Here is a 20,576-nt window from a genome sequence, read left to right as displayed (position 1 = left end):
TCCAAACGGAGACGGAAACCCAGCTGACGCTCAAGATACAGATGGAGACGGTACACCAGACTACTTAGATGTAGATGATGACGGTGATTCAGTAGATACAGAGTTTGAGAATCCAGATCCAAACGGAGACGGAAACCCAGCTGACGCTCAAGACACAGATGGCGATGGTACACCAGACTACTTAGATGTAGATGATGACGGTGATTCAGTAGATACAGAGTTTGAGAATCCAGATCCAAACGGAGACGGAAACCCAGCTGACGCTCAAGATACAGATGGAGACGGTACACCAGACTACTTAGATGTAGATGATGACGGTGATTCAGTAGATACAGAGTTTGAGAATCCAGATCCAAATGGAGACGGAAACCCAGCTGACGCTCAAGACACAGATGGCGATGGTACACCAGACTACTTAGATGTAGATGATGACGGTGATTCAGTAGATACAGAGTTTGAGAATCCAGATCCAAATGGAGACGGAAACCCAGCTGACGCTCAAGACACAGATGGAGACGGTACACCAGACTACTTAGATGCTGATGATGATGGTGATGGTATTCCAACAGCAGATGAGAACCCAGATCCAAATGGTGATGGTGATCCTTCTGATGCACAGGATACAGATGGAGATGGTATTCCAGATTATTTAGATGCTGATGACGATAATGATGGTATTATTGCTTCTGATGAAGGAGGAATGACTGATACAGACGGGGATGGTTTACCAAATTATTTAGACCAAGATTCTGATGGAGATGGTATTCCTGATAACGTTGAGTCTCAAACAACAGATGGTTATATTAGTCCTTCTGGAGTTGACGCAAATAATAACGGTGTTGATGATGCTTATGAAGGCGGATTAACTCCAGTAGATACAGATGGAGATGGTACACCAGACATGTTTGATTTAGATTCAGATAACGATGGGGTTCATGATCAATATGAAAGTGGAGTTGATTTAGCAGGAACAGATTCAGATAATGATGGTTTAGATGATAATGTTGATACAACGCCAGGTTATGGTGACTCAAGTGGTATATTTGTTACACCAAGTGAGGATCTTCAAGATACTGATGGAACAGAAGATGTTGATTATAGAGATATTGATGACGATGGGGATGGATTGTTAACAGAAGAAGAAAATGGAGATGAGAATGGAGACGGTAATCCAGATGATGCATTTGATTCAGACGGTGACGGTACACCTGATTATTTAGAGTTTAATAATCACGAACCTTCAACAGATGATTTAGAAATCTTCAACTTAGTTACTCCAAATGGAGATAGTGATAATGATGTATTTGTAATCAGAAATATTGAATTGTATCCAGATAATACTGTTCAAATTTATAACAGATGGGGTATCTTGGTTTATGAAGTTTCAAGTTATAACCCAGCAGAAGGAAGAGCCTTTGTAGGAATTTCTGAAGGAAGAGTAACAATTAGCCAATCTTCTGAATTACCAGTAGGTACATACTTCTATGTTGTGAAGTATAAAAATAACGCTGGAGATAACAAAGAACGCGCAGGATACTTATATATTAATAGATAAAAAAAGCTTATGGGGGAAGCAATTCCCCCTTTAGCAATTATAAAAAGTGAAAAAAATGAAAAAAAGATTTTTAATATTTATTGTAACACTTGTAGCAGCATCATCTTACGCTCAACAAGATTCACAATTCACAAATTATATGTATAACACTATTAATATCAACCCCGCTTATGCTGGTTCTCGTGGTGTTTTAAGTGTTTTTGGATTGCATAGAAATCAATGGGTTGGATTAGATGGAGCTCCAGTAACAAATACGTTCTCTTTAAACACTCCAATTAATAATTCTAATTTCGGAATTGGATTTTCTATAGTAAATGACAGAATTGGACCTTCGGATGAAAATTCAATTTCAGCAGATGTTTCTTATTCTATTAAAACATCAGAAACTTTCAAGTTATCTTTTGGAATTAAAGCTACTGCAAACCTTTTAAATGTAGATTTTACAAAATTGAATATTTATAATCCAGGAGATGCTTTAGCACGATATAACATAGATAATAGATTCTCTCCAAATGTTGGGGCTGGTATTTATTTTCATTCAAACAAAACCTATGTTGGTTTGTCGGTTCCAAATTTCTTAGAGACAAAACATTTTGATAAAGATGAATCTTCTTTCTCTTCAGAATCAGTTGCTTCAGAAAGAATGCATTATTATTTAATTGCGGGTCATGTTTTTGATTTATCAGCAAATGTAAAATTAAAACCAGCAATTCTTACTAAAATGGTACAAGGTGCACCATTACAAGTTGATTTGTCTGCAAATTTCTTATTTAATGATAAATTTACTCTTGGTGCAGCATACCGTTGGGATGCGGCTACTAGTTTATTAGCAGGATTCCAAGTTTCTGATTCTTGGTTCATTGGTTATGGATATGATATGGAAGTGACTAAATTAGCAAACTACAATTCTGGTTCACATGAAATTTTCTTACGCTATGAATTGTTTAAAAATTATGACAAAGTAGTTTCTCCAAGATTCTTCTAAAAAAAATACATTATGAAATTAAAAGTAGTATTATTATTATGTGTTTTGAGTTTATCTAATGGATTTGCTCAAAAAGGAAAGCTTGCTTCTGCAGATAAAAAATTTGATAACTTGGCCTACATTGATGCTATTGAAATCTATAAAAAAGTAGCAGAGAAGGGGCATAAATCTGTAGATTTATTTCAAAAGTTAGGTAATTCATATTATTTCAATGCTAATTTATTAGAAGCTAATAAATGGTATGGTGAATTATTTTCCTTGGGACAAGAAGTAGAACCTGAGTATTATTTTAGATATGCTCAAACATTAAAATCTGTTGGCGATTATAAAAAAGCAGATGAATACTTAACAAAGTTTTCTCAAAAAACAGCATCAGATAATAGAGCAAAAATTTTTAATGATAACAAAGACTATTTATCTGAAATCAAGAAAAATTCAGGAAGACAAAAAATTGAAGATGCTGGTATAAATTCTGAATATTCAGATTATGGTGGAGCATTTTATAAAGAAAATTTTATTTTTACTTCAGCTCGTGATACAAGTGGGCTTGCTGTTGTAAAGCACAAATGGACTAATGCTTCTTTTTATAATTTATATAGTGCAACTGTAAGCTCAGAAGGTTATTTAATTAATCCAGAACCCTTAAATAAAAAAGTAAATTCTAAGTTTAATGAATCATCTGCTGTTTTTACTAAAGATGGTAATACAATGTATTTTACTCGTAACAATTACACCAATGGAAAACAAAAAACGGATGCTTCAAAAACCACTTTGTTAAAACTATACAAAGCTTCTAAAGAAGGTGTTGATCAATGGGGTAATGTTGTAGAATTACCATTTAATAGTAATGAGTATAGTTGCGCACATCCAGCTTTAAGTCCAGATGATAAAACTTTATATTTTGCATCCAATATGCCAGGCTCTGTTGGTCAATCTGACATTTTTAAAGTAGCTATTAATTCTGATGGTACTTTTGGAACTCCAGAAAGTTTGGGAGGTGGTATTAATACAGAAGCTCGTGAAACATTTCCATTTGTAACAGATGAAAATGAGATTTTCTTTGCTTCTGATGGTCAATTAGGCTTAGGTGGATTAGATGTTTTCTCAGTTAAAGTTTATGAAGACGGAACCATGTCAAAAGTATTCAATGTTGGTTCGCCCGTAAATAGTTCTCAAGACGATTTTGCTTATTTAATTGACTCTAAAACAAAATTTGGTTTTTTCTCATCAAATAGACAAGGAGGAAAAGGAAATGATGATATTTATAAATTCGTAGAGCAAATTCCGTTGCCATACAATTGCAAGCAAATAGTTTCTGGAGTTATTGCAGATGAAGAGACTAAAGAAGTTTTAGCTAATGCCAAAGTAACTTTGTTTGATGAAGATATGAATGTAATTAGCGAAATGATTGCTAATGAAAAAGGTGAATATAGATTTGAAAATTTGGAGTGCGAAAAAACATATTTTGTGAGAGCAGAAAGCAAAGATTACGAAACAGTTGAAACATCTGTAGTAACTGGTAGTGCTCCTGGAGAAACAACGGCAAGATTGCCAATCACAAAACGTGTCAAAAAAGTTGGAGTTGGTTCAGATTTAGCAAAAGCTTTTGATATCAAAATTATTTATTTTGATTTAGATAAATCTAACATTAGACCTGATGCATCGTTACAATTAGAAAAAATTCTTCAAGTAATGAAACAATATCCTACAATGAAAGTAGATGTTCGTTCACACACAGATTGTCGTCAAACTGCTAAATACAATTTGGCTTTATCTGATAAAAGAGCAAAGTCTACTATTGCTTGGTTAGTTAAAAATGGTATAGCAGCTGATAGACTAACAGGTAAAGGTTATGGAGAATCGCAATTAGTAAACGATTGTGGTTGTGAGCCAACTAATGAGTCTAAATGTTACGAAGAGGAGCATCAAGCAAATAGAAGAAGTGAATTTATTATCACAGCAATGTAATTAAAAAAGAGCTAACAAATATTTGTTAGCTCTTTTTTTAAAGTATAAAAGCCGATCTGGAGCGATCGACTTTTACGGTGAACGTGTAACCACATTTCTGTGTCGTTCGGTGCAAATGTAAGACCAATAATTCGATTATGAACTATTATTTCTATAATTTTTTTTCTAATCAAAATAAATTATAATAAAAGTATTTTTCTTTTTACTTTTGCTTCGTTTTAAACACCTATTATATTATGGTAAAAGATTTATTCGAAAGAATTCAGAACAATAAAGGTCCATTAGGAAAATGGGCTTCACAAGCAGAAGGATATTTTGTGTTCCCTAAATTAGAGGGAGAATTAGGTCCGAGAATGCAATTTCAAGGGAAAAATATTTTAAACTGGAGTTTAAATGACTATTTAGGATTAGCTAATCATCCAGAAGTTCGTAAAGCAGATACCGAAGCAGCAATGCAATATGGAGCTGCTTACCCAATGGGTGCTCGTATGATGAGTGGTCATACAAAATATCACGAACAATTAGAACAAGAATTAGCTGCTTTTGTAATGAAAGAATCGGCTTATTTGTTAAACTTTGGATACCAAGGAATTATGTCAACTATTGACGCTTTGGTAACTAGAAATGATGTGATTGTTTATGATGTAGATGCACATGCATGTATTATTGACGGAGTACGTTTACATAGTGGAAAACGTTTTACGTACAAACATAATGACATCGAAAGCATGGAGAAAAATCTACAGCGCGCTACAAAATTAGCTACGGAACAAGGTGGTGGAATTTTATTCATTACTGAAGGTGTTTTCGGAATGCGTGGTCAACAAGGAAAGTTGAAAGAAGTTGTAGAAATGAAGAAAAAATACAATTTCCGTTTATTAGTTGACGATGCACACGGTTTTGGAACACTTGGTAAAACAGGAGCAGGAGCAGGAGAAGAGCAAGGTTGTCAAGACGGAATTGATATTTATTTTTCAACTTTTGCAAAATCAATGGCAAACATTGGTGCTTTTGTTGCAGCAGATAAAGATGTTATCGATTATTTAAAATACAACTTACGTTCGCAAATGTTTGCTAAAGCGTTACCAATGATTCAAACTATTGGGTCATTAAAACGTCTAGAGTTATTACGTAATTCATCTGAAATTAAAGATAAATTATGGGAAAACGTTAACGCATTACAAAGCGGATTGAAAGAAAAAGGATTTAATATTGGCGATACAAATACTTGTATTACTCCAGTTTATCTTGAAGGTTCTATTCCAGAAGCGATGATAATGGTAAACGATTTACGTGAAAACTATGGAATTTTCCTTTCAATTGTAGTGTATCCAGTAATTCCAAAAGGTATTATTTTGTTAAGAATGATTCCTACAGCTTCGCATACAATTGATGATATTAATGAAACACTAACAGCTTTTGAAGCTATTCGTGAAAAATTAGTAAACGGAACATATGCTAAAATTGCAGAAGCAAGTGTTCAAAATGTAGAGTAATATTTTTACATATAACAAAAAAGGGATTCAATTTGAATCCCTTTTTTTATAGCTCTTTTTTATACGTTCTTCTTCGTTTATTGATTTTCGAATTAAAGTTCTTCCATAAATTATGAATCGCATGATTTTCTTCTAATTCGGGAGTTCTAATACAAGTTTCAATGCCTTTTGCTTGACACACTTTGTAATATTCATCAAAAACAATAGCTGTAACACCTTTACTTTGGTATTCTGGTGTAACACCAATTAAGTAAAAAACAACTTCTTTTGAATGTTTTCGAGCTTGTAATAAATGATAAAATCCAAAAGGAAACAGTTTTCCATTTGCTTTTTTTAGTGCTTGTGCAAAACCAGGCATCACAATAGCAAAAGCAATCATATTGTCATTTTTATCGACAATAAACTTGATAAATTCTGGATTAATAAAACCAATGTATTTCTTTTTAAAATATTCTTTTTGAATATCATTAATAGGAACAAACGATTGTAATCTTGCATAAGTTTCATTAAACAAATCAAACATCTTATCTACATAAGGCATAATGTCTTTTGTTTTTGTGAAATTTAAGCTACGCAATTCGTAACGTTTTTTTATTAATTCACTTGCTTTTTGAAATGGTTCTGGGTTGATACCATTAAATGAGAAATCACTTTCAATGTATTCCTTCTCTTTTATAAAACCAAGTTGTTCAAAATGAGTAATGTAATAAGGCAAGCTGTACCAAGTTATCATATTGCCTATTTGATCAAAACCTTCGCTTAAAATACCAACTTTGTCTAAATTAGAAAATCCCATAGGACCTTCCATGTGATCCATGTTGTGTTTTCGACCTAATTCTTCTACTTTGTTTAAAAGTGCTTTAGTAACTTCAATATCGTCAATAGCATCAAACCAACCAAAACGAGCTTTTCTTTTCCCTAAAAGGTTGACTTCTTCCCAATTGATAATTGCAGCAATTTTACCAACAATTTTACCATCTTTGTAAGCCAAGTAAAAATGGGCTTCTGCCGTTTGAAGTGCAGGATTCTTTGTTTTGTCAAAAGTTTCAAGTTCTTCTGCAATTATTGGAGGAATCCAATATGGGTTATTTCTATATAATTCGAAAGAAAACATTACGTAATCTTTCATTTCTTTTTTTGTAAGGGCTTCTTTAATTGTTATCATTTTATTCTACTGCATCTTTTCTTTTCTTCGCTTCTTTTTCCCCTTTTTTCTTCATTTTTTTATCTGTTTTGGTTTCAGTTCCTGGTTTTGCTATTTTTACTTCCTTATAGTTTTTTGTAAATCTCCATGAAAAACCAATACCTCCAGTGAATAAACTTGGTGTATTTTTTATGTTTTTTCCCACAGAAGCATCTATTTGCATATCCTTATTAAATAGATAAGCAGCTCCCATTCTAAATAAACCATCAGAATAATAATCCCCCATGTAACCCTGATTTTCAATAAATCCTGACCATTGTTTATTAAATCCTCTAGTCAAAGTAACTATATAATCAATACTTGCAAAGTCTGAACCTATTTTATTGTAAGCTACATTTGTTACTAAAACCCAATGGCTTCCAAAATGATTTTGAGCAATAATCATTGCTTTCGGGCTCACTTTTGGTTCTTCGATATCAACAGGAGCAAAATTAAATGGATTGTCAGAAAAATTTAAATTTGCACCTCCATAAACTGCTATAGCAGGAATAAATTGTCTCCATTTAAATCGATGATTGGCTTTCCAACTGTATAAATTTGGTTTTTCTTCATAATTTTTGAATGGATCATACACTAAGTATTTTGCTCCTAAAAGTGTTTTTTTCAAAGCACTTCTATTTTTATCAAGTAATTCTGATGTATAGTTGTCATTTTGATATTGAAACTCTGCAATAAGTTCTAATTGCTCAAAAAATAATCCCCAACGAATATCAAATTCAGCCATAAACCCACTGGCTTTATAATCTAATGTATTGTGATCTTCATTTACATAGTGCAATCCAGTTTCGGTTTGAAAAACTGATTTTCCAACAGAAAACGCCATCATTGAACGACCTGGTCTATTAGAATTGATTTCATCTGTAAATTGTCCAAATGAAATTTGCGATGTAATTCCAAATATTAAAATTAAAAGTGTTTGGGTAGATTTCATAAAAAAATGATTTATGTCCAAAAATAGTTATTTTATCATAATTTTAAGAAACAAATTTGAAGTTTTACCAACCAATATCTGTATTTTTGAATTTTAAATTTTATTAGCATGGAAATGGCTTCACTTACAGGAACTATAAAGGTTATATTTTATATTATTCTGTTTTATTATCTGTTTAAGTTTTTAATGCGAATTTTTGCCCCTATTTTAATGCAAAAAGCGGTGAATAAGATGCAAGAAAAAATGCAGGAACAATATAGACAACAACAAGAACAACAAAATAGAACTTCTCAAGCAAATGCTCAAACACCAAAACCTAAAAAGGAAGTGGGCGAATACATTGATTACGAAGAAGTGAAATAATTGTTAGTTTAACAAGATTACTCCCAAGGATATTATTACAATATCCTTTTTTTAGTTACTTTAGCACCTTTATTTATTGTAATAATATGAAGAATATAAAAGCATTCTATCCGCATTTATTAGTCGTTGTTGGATTTATCTTAGTATCACTATTTTATTTTTATCCCGTTTTAAAAGGAGAAAAAATTTTCCAATCCGATATCGTACAATACACCGGAATGGCTAAAGAACAAATCGATTTCAGAAAAGAAACAGGAGAAGAACCTTTTTGGACTAATAGTGCTTTTGGAGGAATGCCAACCTATCAATTAGGGGCAAAATATCCAAACGACGTAATTGGGATGTTAGACGATGCATTGCGTTTTTTACCGCGTCCTGCTGATTATTTATTCCTTTATTTCTTAGGGTTTTATGTGTTGTTGATGGTCTTAAAAGTAGATCCATTAAAAGCGTTTTTTGGAGCGTTGGCTTTTGGACTGTCTACTTATTTGATTATTATTTTAGGAGTAGGACATAATGCCAAAGCACATGCAATTGCATATATGCCAATGGTAGTGGCGGGAGTTTTATTGGTATTCCAACGAAAATATATTTTAGGAGGTTTACTAACTATGGTGGCGGCTGCATTAGAAATTAATGCGAATCACTTCCAAATGACGTATTATTTATTATTGTTATTAGCGATTATTGCTGTTTATTATGTGGTTATTGCGGTTAAGAATAAAGAATTCAAAGAATTAGGAAAAGTAATTGGAGTATTTGCTGTTGCAGGAATTTTAGCCATCGGAGCGAATGCAACCAATCTAATGGCGACATCAGAATATGCTAAGTTTTCAACGCGTAACAATAGTGAATTAACTTTCAATCCAGATGGTTCTCCAAAGACGGATAGCAACGCTATGTCGTATGAATATATCACCGAATACAGTTATGGAGTTGCAGAAAGTTTAAACTTGATTGCACCTGGACTTTTCGGAGGTTCTAACAATGAAAATTTAGGAATTGAATCTGAAACCTATCAAAATTTTGTAGCCCAAGGCTATCCAGCGGATCAAGTTCAAGGTTTTGTAGAACACGCGCCAGCGTATTGGGGCGCACAGCCTATTGTTGCGGCGCCAGCATACATTGGAGTAGTAGTGTTTTTCTTATTTGTAATGGCCTTTTTTGTTGAAAAACGAAACATCAAATATTTATTTTTAGCAGGAGCTGTATTTTCATTATTACTTTCTTGGGGTAAAAATTTCAGTATTTTAACCGATTTCTTCATCAATTATGTTCCGTTATACGACAAATTTAGAGCGGTATCATCTATTCAAGTGATTTTAGAATTGTGTGTACCAGCTTTAGCGATTGTTGGGTTATACCAATTTTTCAAACAAGATGAAAAAGCAAAATGGAACGCCCTTTGGAAATCAGGAGCCATTACTTTTGGACTTTTAGTGGTTTTATTCTTGATTAAAGGAATGTTTACTTTTTCTTCTGCAAACGATGCGATGTATGCACAAGCGTATGGCGATGATTTCATTAGAACGTTAAAAATAGATAGAGCTGCTTTGTATACTTCTGATGTTTTGCGTTCGATGTTGTTTGTAGGACTTACTTTTGCTGTTTTATTTCTTTTCGTAAAAAACCTGATGAAAGAAACTACAGCAATTATTATAGTTGGAGTTTTAATGGTTTTCGACTTGTTTATGGTAGACAAACGTTACGTAAACAATAATCCTGATCAATTCAGAAGTGCAAGAGAAGTTGATATGCCATTTGAACCAACTGAAGCCGATCAAAGAATTTTAGCCGATACCACGCATTTCAGAGTTTTTGAAGTAGAAGGAGGAATGAGTAATGCTAGAACATCGTATTTCCACAAATCAATTGGTGGTTATCATGCCGCGAAACCAAGAAGAATGCAGCAATTATTCGATTATCAAATCGCTAAAAATAACGTTCGTGTGTTAAACATGTTAAACGTAAAATACGTTATCCAATCAGACGAAAACGGACAAAAATTAGCTTTAGCCAATCCAGCAGCGAATGGAAATGCTTGGTTTGTAGAAGAAATTAAGTTGGTAAAATCTGCAAACGATGAAATGAAAGCGTTGGATAACTTAGATTCAAAAAAAGAAGCTGTAATTGATGAAAATTTTAAATTATCGATAGGTTTGAAAATGTTACCAATTAAAAAAATGAGTTTTCAAAAGGATTCTACTGCGACAATTCAATTATCGACATATAAACCAAATCAATTAAAATACGTTTCAAATAATAGTAATGAAGGTTTTGCTGTTTTCTCTGAAATGTATTATCAAAATGGTTGGAAAGCAATGATTGATGGCAAAGAAGCTCCAATTTATAGAGTAAATTACGTCTTAAGAGGCTTAAAAATTCCAGCAGGAAAACACACTATCGAATTCAAATTTGAACCAGAAGTAGTAAAAACAGGAAGCACTATCGCTTTAATAAGTTCAATAGCAATGCTTTTATTAATTGGTGCAGGAGTTTATTTTGAGAATAAGAAAAAAGCATAGAATCTTGTCATGCTGAATTTATTTCAGCATCTCACAAATAATTTAGAAGCTGAAACGAGTTCAGCTTGACAGAATATCATTTTTGAACTTGACATTGAAACCAACCAAAAAAATACTCATCATATCGTATTACTGGCCACCAGCAGGAGGTCCAGGCGTTCAGCGTTGGTTAAAGTTTGTCAAATATTTACCCGATTTTAATATCGAACCTCATGTTTATATTCCTGAAAACCCAACTTATCCGTTGCTGGATGAGAAATTATTGGGTGAAGTTTCAGATAAAGCAATTATCATTAAACAACCCATTTTTGAACCATACGGATTGGCTTCGGTTTTTTCGAAAAATAAGACTAAAAAAATCAGTTCTGGCATTATTCCTAATCAAAAAAAGCAATCTTTTGTAGAAAAAGCAATGCTTTGGATTCGTGGTAATGTTTTTATTCCAGATGCGAGAGTGTTTTGGGTGAAACCTTCGGTTAAGTTTCTGAAAAAATATCTTCAAGAAAATCAAATTGATACTATAATTACAACTGGTCCACCACATAGTTTGCATTTGATTGGTTTACAATTAAAAAAAGAACTAGACATTACTTGGTTGGCCGATTTTCGTGATCCTTGGACTACGATTGGTTATCACAAACAACTAAAATTGAGTTCGTGGGCGGCTAAAAAACACAAAGCGTTGGAAAAAGAGGTTATGATGACTTGTGACCAACTTTTAGTAACGTCTCCAACTACAAAAACCGAATTTCAAGCCATTACTTCAAAACCAATTGAAGTCATTACAAATGGCTACGATGTAGAAAAAGTGATTAAAAAACCTTTGGATGAAAAATTTACTTTAGCACACATAGGTTCGTTTTTATCGGCAAGAAATCCAAGGATTTTGTGGAAAGCACTGAAAGAATTAACCAAAGAAAATCTAGAATTCAAAAAACAATTTCAATTAAAGTTAATAGGAGCGGTGAGTGCTGAGGTGCTTCAAGCGTTAAAAGAGTTTAAGTTGGAGAAATATGTAAATCATTTAGGCTATTTGCCACATGATGAAGCCATAATTGAACAACGAAGTTCACAAGTGTTGTTGCTTATCGAAATCGATTCTGAAGAAACTAAATGTATTATTCCTGGGAAATTATTTGAATATATGGTTTCAGAGCGACCAATTATTGCCATCGGACCAGAACATGCTGATTTTGCTCAAATCATTAAAGAAACTAATACGGGAACTTTTTTCAAATATGACGAATTAGAAGCTTTGAAAGCACAAATTCTGACTTGTTTCGAACAATTTCAGCAAAATAATTTAAAAGTATATCCTGTTGGTTTGCAACGATACAGCAGAAAATCATTGACAGAGAAATTAGCCAAATTGCTAATCACTAATCACTAATTACTTAAAAAATGGGAATTGTCATCAAACAATCGATTAAAAACACCATCATTACCTATATCGGTTTTGGAATTGGTGCGATTAACACGTTGTTTATGTACGGACAATTTCTAGGCGATACTTTTTACGGTTTGGTCGGATTTATTCTGTCGGCGGCTAATATTATGATGCCTTTAATGGCGTTTGGTGTGCACAATACATTGGTAAAGTTCTACAACGAATACGAAACCGAAGAGAAAAAATCGCAATTTCTTACGTTTGTTTTGGTTTTACCATTGCTAATAATTCTTCCGATAAGTTTGATCGGTTATTTTGGTTATCATCAAATAGCGGAATTATTATCGCAGAAAAACCCAATTGTTTACGATTATGTTTGGCAAATTCCAGTAATCGGGCTTTGTATGGGCTATTTTGAGATTTTTTATGCTTGGGTAAAAGTGCATTTGCAATCGGTTTACGGCAGTTTTGTGAAAGAAGTTTTGCTTCGTGTTTTAATTTCAATCTTCTTATTTGCAGTTTATTTTGATTTTATCTCTCCAAAACAGTTCATTTTTGCGTTAATGGGAATTTACTTTTTATCGCTTTTAGCTATGTTTTTATATGCGATGAAAGTCAAAACACCACGATTTAATTTAGTTTTTCCTGATAATGCGAAAGCTGTTTTAACCTATTGTTTCTTCATTATTTTATCAGGAAGTGTGGCAAATATGCTATTAGATGTCGATAAATTCATGCTAAATTTTTACATTAACATCGATAATATTGCGTTTTATTCGGTTGCTATATTTATTGCTACAGTAATTGCGGTGCCAAGTCGTGCGATGCATCAAATTACGTATCCTATCACGGCTAAATTAATGAGTGAAAACAAGCACGAGGAATTAAATGAATTGTACAAAAAGTCTTCGATTACGCTACAAGTTATTGGTGGTTTAATTTTAGTAGGTATTTTGGTCAACATCAATGAATTATACAGTGTTTTACCAGCAGGTTATAGCGAAGGGATTGCTGTGGTTTTCTTTATTGGGATTTCGAAGTATTTCGATTTGGTTTTAGGAAACAATAATGCTATTATTTTTAATTCAAAATATTATCAAGCGGTCTTGTTTTTAGGATTGTTTTTGGTTTTTCTAACGATTTCTTTAAATATGATATTCATTCCGCGTTATGGATTAAATGGAGCGGCAATAGCAACGTTAATTTCAATTACACTATATAGTTTGGCCAAATTACTTTTTGTAGTGCTTAAAATGAAGTTATTTCCGTTTACTAAAAAAACTATTGTGGCTTTGGCTTTAACAATAGTAAGTTTTGGGGTGTTTTATTATTGGGATTTTAGTTTTCACCCATTTGTAAATATTATCCTGAAATCTATTTTAGTAACCTTGTTTTATGTAGGGCTGAGTTATTATTTAAAAATTTCATCGGATATTAATTTTGTAATTAATTCAGTTTTCAAGAAATTTTTGAAATAAAAAATCCTGCTTCATCTTCCCAGAATCCGCAGGATTTAAAAACAAACTTAACCAACCAATTTTTATTTTCTTTTAACTTCTAAAGTTTCTCTTTTGATTTCTTTTACGTCATCATCAGACATTTTTGCTTTAGAACCGTCTTTTCTGTAGTAGTAATAGTCATCGTCATTATAGTCGTCTCCATTATCATCTCCGTAACCATAACCGCCATTTCCACTTGAGTAATGAGTTCCAGGGTTGTAGTTGTATCCGCCGTTAGCGTGGTTGATAAAACCATATACATCTACAATTCGTCCTCTTCTGTCGTAAACAATTCGCATGTTACCTACTTTAGTTACAGCAAAACTGTTATAGCTCATATAAATAGTTCCAATACGTTTTACTCTTCCAAAAGCGTCGTAGTTGATGTAAACATTTCCTACGCGTCTTACTCTACCAAAGTTATCGTGTTCTACACGGATTCCTCTTTCAGAAGGGCCGTAATAACCTCTAGTTCCGGGAGCACCATTTGTTCCGTTTACATGATGTCTTGGTCCTGAAGGTCTTGTGTTGAAATCAAATTCTCCATTTGGAAACAACATAAACTCAATACCACGTTCTCTGAAGATAATTGGTTCTGCATCTCTATAATCGATGTAATAACCTCTTCTGTTTGTGTTGTCAGAAAAAACAGGGTTTTCTGACGCTAAAGCCAAGTTCCCTACCAGAAGGATACTGGCTACTACTAAAAGTGTAATTTTTTTCATGATACAACAATTTAAAAGTTGGGCAATTTTATTTTAAAACTCGTTTCTAAAACTTGTTGCTTGATTAGGTATTTCCAATTGCTGTGCCAAACTCAAAAAAAGTGTTGTAAACAATTTGTTAATGAGTTGTTATTAAATAAAAAAAAGAACGCTAACTTGTTGATAGCGTTCTTTTTAGTGATATAAAAATTCTTATGTTTATTGTGATCCGTATCTTCTCATCATTTCTTGTTGCATTTGTTCAATACCTTCCATTCCTAATGTAGAGAATAAAAATATTACATAAATTAAGTAAATAACTCCTAATGCAATTCCAATGATACTTAGAATTTTACCTATTTTCAAATTGTTATAGTTAGTGTATGCACTCGGGTTTTCGGCATATAGTTTAGCATCTTTATTTGCTAAAACTAATCCAATAGCTCCAAGGATAATACTAATAATTCCATAACAACAACAAGTTAAGATTGAAAATATCCCCAGAATAAGTACTGCGGTGGCATTAGGTAATTTTTGATTTTCCATATTGATAAAGTTTAATTGGTTACGGTATTGAAATAAATTTTGATAAAATAAGCTATTAGAATTACAGCACCATTTAAAATAGCGCTAGCGATAACTAATTTAGCATAATTTCTTTTCTTGTCTAATAGGTGTAGACCTAAAAGAATAAAAAATAAACCTAAAGTATAGATAGCAGGAAAGATTTTAAAGGCTTCATAAAATTCTCCTTCTAATAAAAAAGCAATGGCTCTTTGTGTGCCACAACCCGGACATTCAACTCCAAAAAGTTGTTTGTTCATACAAGGCAACATATGTTCTTCCATACCGCTTTTTACAATCAGATTTGTTTTACAAGTTTACAAAAAAAAGTTCACAATCAAATACTAAATTTAAAAAGACTATTTTTGAAACCAGAAAAAAGTATTTTTTAAGAGAAAGAAATATGAAGCAATTTTTGTACATTTTGATGTTCGCAGCAGTCGGAATTTTTGCTATGATTGAACAATCAAAACCAGCTCCAAATCGATTTATTATGATAGGAGCAATGGCTGTTTTTATGTTTGGATTATTTAGATTGATGAAGAAAATTCCATCAAAAAATGATGGAGAAAACGAAGAAGAAAATGACAAAGAAATTTGAAATAGGAGATAAGGTTGCGGTTTTAGACGACGACATCTCTGGAGTAGTAATTAAGGTTCAAAACAATGAAATTTCAGTGGAAACAACTGATAAATTTGTGATGACATTTTTTGTCAACGAGTTGGTTAAAATAAACAATTCCAATGATTTAAGTGGTTTTTTCTCAATTCAAAGTTTAGGTTCTGTTTTAAGGGATAAAGAAGAGCCAAAAAAGCGCAGTTTTGTCAAAGAAAAGCGTTCTCGTAAGGATGAATTTGTCTTAGAAGTTGATTTGCACATCGAAAAATTAGTGCCTTCAAAACGTGGAATGAGCAACTATGATATCCTAACTTTGCAAATGGAAACCGCAAAAAGACAACTCGATTTTGCTATCAAAAATCGAATGCCAAAAGTGGTCTTTATTCATGGTGTTGGTGAAGGTGTTTTGAAGGCCGAATTGGATTTTATGTTGGGTCGCTATGACACCATTTCATTCCAAGATGCGAACTATCAAAAATATGGTTTGGGAGCTACTGAAGTTTATATTAAGCAAAATGTAAAGTAAGATTTTGGACTAAAATTTCACTTCTAGAAATAAAAAAAGGACTACTCAAAATTGAATAGTCCTTTACTTTTTTAGTTGAAAATTTTATAAATCGGTTTCGTAATTACCAAAATTATATTCCGTAAAACTAAACGAATTTGAACTTCCAGAAAAGTTCACATTTACGAATTTAATATTGTGAGTATATCCAGTTATTGTAACTCCATCTATAGCATAAAGCGCATCAGTAATAATTTCGATTGTTCCGCCAGTAGCATTCCATTCGTCTTGAACAGTTGGACTTGCCGGTGGAATTAAATCGCAAATACTATCATCTGTTACATTTCCAGAATAAATTCTGTATATAATTTGGTTGGTTGAAATTACATCAATTATTTCTGGACTACCATCGGGAGTTTCATCAGTTGGAAAACTCGATTCTGGAATATTGAGTAACAACATTTCATTCCCATTGATTTTGAAAATCAAATTATTATCTGTGCATTCTTGAATGTTAACCGTATCAAAATTAAAAGATTCTAACGTAATATCGCCGTCATCGCAGGCATGTAGCATAAAAACTGAGGCTACTAAAACTATAAGTTTTTTCATTTATTCATCGAATTTATGCAACAAAAATAAAGGTTTTAATTTATTAATTTGCTAAAGTTTGTTAATTTCAACACGAATTGAATTTAAGACTTCCAAAATAAAATGATTTGTATCTTTGCGACATGAAAAAAGTGTATTTAGATAACGCCGCAACCACGCCTATTCATCCAGAAGTTATTACTGCAATGATGAACGTGCTTCAAAATGATTTCGGGAATCCATCTTCAACGCATAGTTTTGGGAGAAGTGCCAAGACTTTGTTAGAATCATCCCGAAAATCCATTGCTAAACTACTAAATGCACAAGCTTCAGAAATTATTTTTACATCAAGCGCTACAGAAGCCACAAATTGGATTCTAACTAGTGCTGTTAAAGATTTGGGAATTAAACGCATTATTACGACTAAAATCGAGCACCACGCTACGTTACATACGGCCGAACATTTAGCAAAGGAATTCGGAATTCAAGTTGAATACATTACCATTTTACCAAACGGAAACATCGATTACCAAGATTTAGCGGCTAAATTACATTCAGATGTTCCAACATTAGTATCATTAATCCACGTTAATAACGAAATAGGAACGATCTTAGACATTAAACGTGTTTCAGACCTATGCAAGTATGCAAAAGCGCTTTTCCATTGCGATACGGTGCAATCTGTTGGAAAAGCAAATTTAGATGTACAAGAGTTAGGAATCGATTTTTTAGTAGCAAGTGCACATAAATTTCATGGTCCAAAAGGAATTGGGTTTGCGTATTTGAAAAAGAATTCAATGCTACAACCGATGATTTTTGGCGGCGAACAAGAAAAAGGCATGCGTGCTGGAACTGAAGCTGTACATCAAGTCGTAGGAATGGCAAAAGCGTTAGAATTGGCTTGCGAGAATTTAGAAAACGATACCAATTACATTTCCGATTTAAAAAACTACTGCTTTTCAGAATTGAAAAATATATTTCCAGAAGTTAAAATCAACGGAGAAAACACGTTTTATAACCTTTTGAATGTGCAATTACCATTATCAGAAGAAAAGACATCAATGTTGTTATTTACTTTAGATATGAAAGGAATTGCTGTTTCACGCGGAAGCGCTTGTCAAAGTGGAAGTATCAAACCATCGCACGTTTTAGCCGAATTTTTACCACCAGAAGAAGCTAAAAAACCAAGTTTACGTATTTCTTTCAGTCATTTTAATACTAAAGAAGATATTGATTTGCTAGTTGAGGCTTTGAAAACTGCTTAAATAAAACTTCTGTCATGCTGAACTCGTTTCAGCATCTCAAAAATATAAGAAAAGATCCTGAAACAAGTTCAGGATGACAAAAAGCAATAAAAAAAACACGAATTACATCAATTAAATCATGCAATTCGTGTTCAATAAGTTATTCAGGAAACTACAATTTCCCCATATTCTGAGCCAATGTCTCAATAAATTTTGTGATTGGTCCTTTGATCATCATTGCCATCATTGGGTTGAAATCACCTTCAAAAGCTAATTGTACTTCTGTATTGTCAGCGTCAATTGCGTTTAAGTTTCCAGTTAAGGTAAAAGGTAATTTGCTTGAAGCCGCTCCTAAAACGATTTGTGAGTTTGGAGTTCCACCTTTTTTAACTAATTTAATTTCTGGCATACCTTTTAATCCGAATTCAAAGCAATTCTCGTCGATTACTTCAAATTTTGCGATATTTTCAGGCATTAATTTTTCAAAATTCTTTACGTCGTTCAAAGCGTTGAATAAATATTCAGCCGATTTTGCTACGTTTACTTTTGGACTTTCTAAGTTCATATGTTTTTTTATTTATTGTTGATCTTTTTTTGTTTAAACTTCTACGTTCCACTCTGCAGGATTGGCGTTCCAAGCACTCAATGTTTCCAGTTCGTTTTCCGAAACATATTGTTTGTCAACTGCTTTTTGTAATAAGTTTTCGTAATTACTTAACGTGAAAACATCCAAATTGGCTGCTTCAAAACGTTCTTTTGAAACTGGAAAACCATACGTAAAAATCGCTGCCATTCCTTTGATATTAGCACCTTCGTTACGTAAAGCTTCTACGGCTAACAAACTACTTCCGCCTGTTGAAATTAAATCTTCTACGACAACTACATTTTGTCCTTTTTGCAAGAAACCTTCTACTTGGTTTTGTCTTCCGTGTTTTTTTGGTTCAGGTCTAACGTATACAAAAGGCAGTCCCATTGCTTCTGCAACAAGTATACCAATTCCAATTGCACCAGTTGCAACGCCTGCAATTACATCGGGTTTGCCAAATTTTTCTTCAATATGTTTGGCAAATTCATCGCGAATATAATTTCTAACCGCTGGAAATGAAAGGATTATGCGGTTATCACAATAAATCGGAGACTTCCAGCCTGAAGCCCATGTAAAAGGATTTTTAGAATTTAATTTAATTGCGTTTATTTGTAAAAGCAATTCGGCTGTTTGTTGTGCTGTGTTGTTGTTAAAAATCATATTGCAAATGTATAAAGTTTTTGTGAACGATAAGCCACTTTTTTTGACAAATCAAGTTCAAAAGGAGACTGATTTCAAACTTTTTTTATTAGAAAGTGTTGATATCAAGAAGTTGATTGTTAAAATTTTTCAGCATAAAATTCAGAAAGCGTTTCTGTATCATCCCGATGAAAAGTTAATCATGAAAACGCTTCGTGCCAAATTACCTGTTGAAAAAGCGGGTGGTGGCTTGGTTTACAACAAAGACGGCGATGTGCTTTTTATTTTCAGAAACGGCAAATGGGATTTACCAAAAGGCGGCACTGAAAAAAACGAAACCATTGAAGAAACCGCTATGCGCGAAGTAGAGGAAGAAACCGGTGTAAACGGATTAGTAATTACAGATAAACTCCAAAAGACATATCATATTTTCAAAAGAAACGGTCGCTACAAATTAAAAATTACGCAATGGTTTGAAATGCGCACCAAATACGAAGGCATACCGCAAGGTCAAGCCGATGAAGGCATAGAACGTGTAGAATGGGTGAATCCAAAGGATATTAAGTTTCTTTTAGAAAACTCGTACGAGAATATTAAGCTGTTGTTTGAGGCGGAGAAAGTGGTTTAGATTTTAAATAAAATTTATTTTTCGATATTTGTTAAAGAGGTTTTAGCATTAATTTCGTCTACAATTTTTATTTTTTCTACTATACTAAGTCCATGAAAAACGCTTATAGTTTGATAATCATATTTAAATAGAATATCACCGCTTTCCATTCCAATCATATTCAGATAAAGTGAAAACATTTCTCCAATATTAAAACCAATAGTTGAAAAATCTTTATAAGATTCAATTTTGTATTTTACATTTTTAATCTTTGATATTTCGTATTTATTATTAAACATCAAAAAACTACCTTTCTTTTTGATATTTAAGTAATTATTCCCAATTTCAATAATATCGTAACCTCTTAATTCCCACAAGAATTTTCTAAAACACCAAATTCCGATAATTAACATTATAAAGTTAGCAATTCCATTTCCTTCATCTAAATATGAGAAAACTGAGTTTATAATCAATAGACTAAAAAGTCCAAATAACACAACTGATGTTAGGTTTGTATTGGAAGCTTTTTTAATTATCAATTTGTTTTCTACATTTGAGAAAGTCACTTCCTCTTTTCTGAAATCTAATTTTTCTAACATATACT

Annotated in this window: 21 protein-coding genes; 12 read left to right on the top strand and 9 right to left on the bottom strand. The window is 32.8% G+C overall.

Annotated elements, in window-relative coordinates; all coding sequences use genetic code 11:
* From AAEO58_RS12285 to capB, 4 genes are all read left to right on the top strand, one after another.
* Positions 1–1,555 (top strand): T9SS type B sorting domain-containing protein (locus tag AAEO58_RS12285; protein WP_341683684.1); only part of this gene is annotated, 1,555 nt, incomplete at its 5' end.
* A 55-nt stretch (positions 1,556–1,610) separates the two neighbouring features.
* The gene (locus AAEO58_RS12280) at positions 1,611–2,540 is read left to right on the top strand and encodes a PorP/SprF family type IX secretion system membrane protein (protein WP_341683682.1); all 930 of its coding nucleotides are present in this window, start codon (positions 1,611–1,613) and stop codon (positions 2,538–2,540) included.
* 12 nt (positions 2,541–2,552) lie between these two features.
* On the top strand, positions 2,553–4,508 hold the full coding sequence (locus AAEO58_RS12275; protein WP_341683681.1) for an OmpA family protein: 1,956 nt from the start codon (positions 2,553–2,555) through the stop codon (positions 4,506–4,508).
* A 236-nt stretch (positions 4,509–4,744) separates the two neighbouring features.
* Positions 4,745–6,004 (top strand): cysteate-C-fatty acyltransferase, encoded by a 1,260-nt coding sequence (capB, locus tag AAEO58_RS12270; RefSeq protein ID WP_133606199.1) that lies wholly within the window; start codon positions 4,745–4,747, stop codon positions 6,002–6,004.
* Between the two features lie 46 nt (positions 6,005–6,050).
* On the opposite strand, the gene AAEO58_RS12265 is transcribed toward capB, so the two are convergent.
* Entirely contained in the window at positions 6,051–7,169 is a 1,119-nt protein-coding gene (locus tag AAEO58_RS12265; protein WP_341683679.1) for a GTP cyclohydrolase, read from the bottom strand.
* Between the two features lies 1 nt (position 7,170).
* Positions 7,171–8,139 (bottom strand): transporter, encoded by a 969-nt coding sequence (locus AAEO58_RS12260; protein WP_341683677.1) that lies wholly within the window; start codon positions 8,137–8,139, stop codon positions 7,171–7,173.
* Positions 8,140–8,247: 108 nt separating this feature from the next.
* Between AAEO58_RS12260 and AAEO58_RS12255 the strand changes: the two genes are divergently transcribed.
* The 4 genes from AAEO58_RS12255 to AAEO58_RS12240 all read left to right on the top strand — a co-directional run bounded on the left by AAEO58_RS12255 (position 8,248) and on the right by AAEO58_RS12240 (position 13,892).
* Entirely contained in the window at positions 8,248–8,502 is a 255-nt protein-coding gene (locus tag AAEO58_RS12255; RefSeq protein ID WP_341683676.1) for a DUF4834 domain-containing protein, read from the top strand.
* Between the two features lie 86 nt (positions 8,503–8,588).
* Positions 8,589–11,027 (top strand): YfhO family protein, encoded by a 2,439-nt coding sequence (locus tag AAEO58_RS12250; RefSeq protein ID WP_341683675.1) that lies wholly within the window; start codon positions 8,589–8,591, stop codon positions 11,025–11,027.
* Positions 11,028–11,121: 94 nt separating this feature from the next.
* Positions 11,122–12,417 carry a glycosyltransferase family 4 protein gene (locus tag AAEO58_RS12245; RefSeq protein WP_341683674.1) on the top strand — a complete coding sequence of 432 codons (1,296 nt, stop codon included), beginning with the start codon at positions 11,122–11,124 and terminating at the stop codon, positions 12,415–12,417.
* A gap of 11 nt (positions 12,418–12,428) precedes the next feature.
* The gene (locus AAEO58_RS12240; RefSeq protein WP_341683672.1) at positions 12,429–13,892 is read left to right on the top strand and encodes an oligosaccharide flippase family protein; all 1,464 of its coding nucleotides are present in this window, start codon (positions 12,429–12,431) and stop codon (positions 13,890–13,892) included.
* A 62-nt stretch (positions 13,893–13,954) separates the two neighbouring features.
* On the opposite strand, the gene AAEO58_RS12235 is transcribed toward AAEO58_RS12240, so the two are convergent.
* From AAEO58_RS12235 to AAEO58_RS12225, 3 genes are all read right to left on the bottom strand, one after another.
* On the bottom strand, positions 13,955–14,638 hold the full coding sequence (locus AAEO58_RS12235) for a hypothetical protein (RefSeq protein WP_341683671.1): 684 nt from the start codon (positions 14,636–14,638) through the stop codon (positions 13,955–13,957).
* Between the two features lie 198 nt (positions 14,639–14,836).
* Positions 14,837–15,163 carry a CCC motif membrane protein gene (locus tag AAEO58_RS12230; protein ID WP_133606215.1) on the bottom strand — a complete coding sequence of 109 codons (327 nt, stop codon included), beginning with the start codon at positions 15,161–15,163 and terminating at the stop codon, positions 14,837–14,839.
* 11 nt (positions 15,164–15,174) lie between these two features.
* The gene (locus AAEO58_RS12225; protein ID WP_291136740.1) at positions 15,175–15,465 is read right to left on the bottom strand and encodes a DUF2752 domain-containing protein; all 291 of its coding nucleotides are present in this window, start codon (positions 15,463–15,465) and stop codon (positions 15,175–15,177) included.
* Between the two features lie 119 nt (positions 15,466–15,584).
* Here AAEO58_RS12225 and AAEO58_RS12220 point away from each other — a divergent pair, with 119 nt between their 5' ends.
* On the top strand, positions 15,585–15,782 hold the full coding sequence (locus AAEO58_RS12220; protein ID WP_341683668.1) for a hypothetical protein: 198 nt from the start codon (positions 15,585–15,587) through the stop codon (positions 15,780–15,782).
* The gene (locus tag AAEO58_RS12215; RefSeq protein ID WP_341683667.1) at positions 15,766–16,326 is read left to right on the top strand and encodes a Smr/MutS family protein; all 561 of its coding nucleotides are present in this window, start codon (positions 15,766–15,768) and stop codon (positions 16,324–16,326) included. Before AAEO58_RS12220 ends, AAEO58_RS12215 begins: the two co-directional genes overlap by 17 nt.
* 84 nt (positions 16,327–16,410) lie before the next feature.
* Here the strand turns inward: AAEO58_RS12215 and AAEO58_RS12210 are convergent, their stop codons facing one another.
* Complete coding sequence (locus AAEO58_RS12210) at positions 16,411–16,917, bottom strand: hypothetical protein (protein WP_341683666.1); 507 nt, start codon at positions 16,915–16,917, stop codon at positions 16,411–16,413.
* Between the two features lie 122 nt (positions 16,918–17,039).
* Here AAEO58_RS12210 and AAEO58_RS12205 point away from each other — a divergent pair, with 122 nt between their 5' ends.
* Positions 17,040–18,161 (top strand): cysteine desulfurase family protein, encoded by a 1,122-nt coding sequence (locus AAEO58_RS12205; RefSeq protein ID WP_341683665.1) that lies wholly within the window; start codon positions 17,040–17,042, stop codon positions 18,159–18,161.
* Between the two features lie 151 nt (positions 18,162–18,312).
* Here AAEO58_RS12205 and AAEO58_RS12200 read toward each other — a convergent pair whose 3' ends face one another.
* Positions 18,313–18,705 (bottom strand): hypothetical protein, encoded by a 393-nt coding sequence (locus tag AAEO58_RS12200; RefSeq protein ID WP_026725027.1) that lies wholly within the window; start codon positions 18,703–18,705, stop codon positions 18,313–18,315.
* Between the two features lie 33 nt (positions 18,706–18,738).
* Positions 18,739–19,386, bottom strand: a complete 648-nt coding sequence (gene pyrE / locus AAEO58_RS12195; protein WP_133606230.1) for an orotate phosphoribosyltransferase — start codon at positions 19,384–19,386, stop codon at positions 18,739–18,741.
* Positions 19,387–19,393: 7 nt separating this feature from the next.
* On the opposite strand from pyrE, the gene AAEO58_RS12190 reads away from it, so the two are divergent.
* Positions 19,394–19,993: an NUDIX hydrolase gene (locus AAEO58_RS12190; protein ID WP_341683664.1), complete on the top strand. Its 600-nt coding sequence runs from the start codon at positions 19,394–19,396 to the stop codon at positions 19,991–19,993.
* A gap of 14 nt (positions 19,994–20,007) precedes the next feature.
* Here the strand turns inward: AAEO58_RS12190 and AAEO58_RS12185 are convergent, their stop codons facing one another.
* The gene (locus AAEO58_RS12185; RefSeq protein ID WP_341683663.1) at positions 20,008–20,571 is read right to left on the bottom strand and encodes a hypothetical protein; all 564 of its coding nucleotides are present in this window, start codon (positions 20,569–20,571) and stop codon (positions 20,008–20,010) included.
* Between the last annotated feature and the right edge of the window lie 5 nt (positions 20,572–20,576).

Origin of the sequence: Flavobacterium helocola, from assembly GCF_038289885.1 — a bacterium.
Lineage (GTDB): Bacteria > Bacteroidota > Bacteroidia > Flavobacteriales > Flavobacteriaceae > Flavobacterium > Flavobacterium cheniae.
This window is presented reverse-complemented; position numbering and strand designations above follow the sequence as displayed.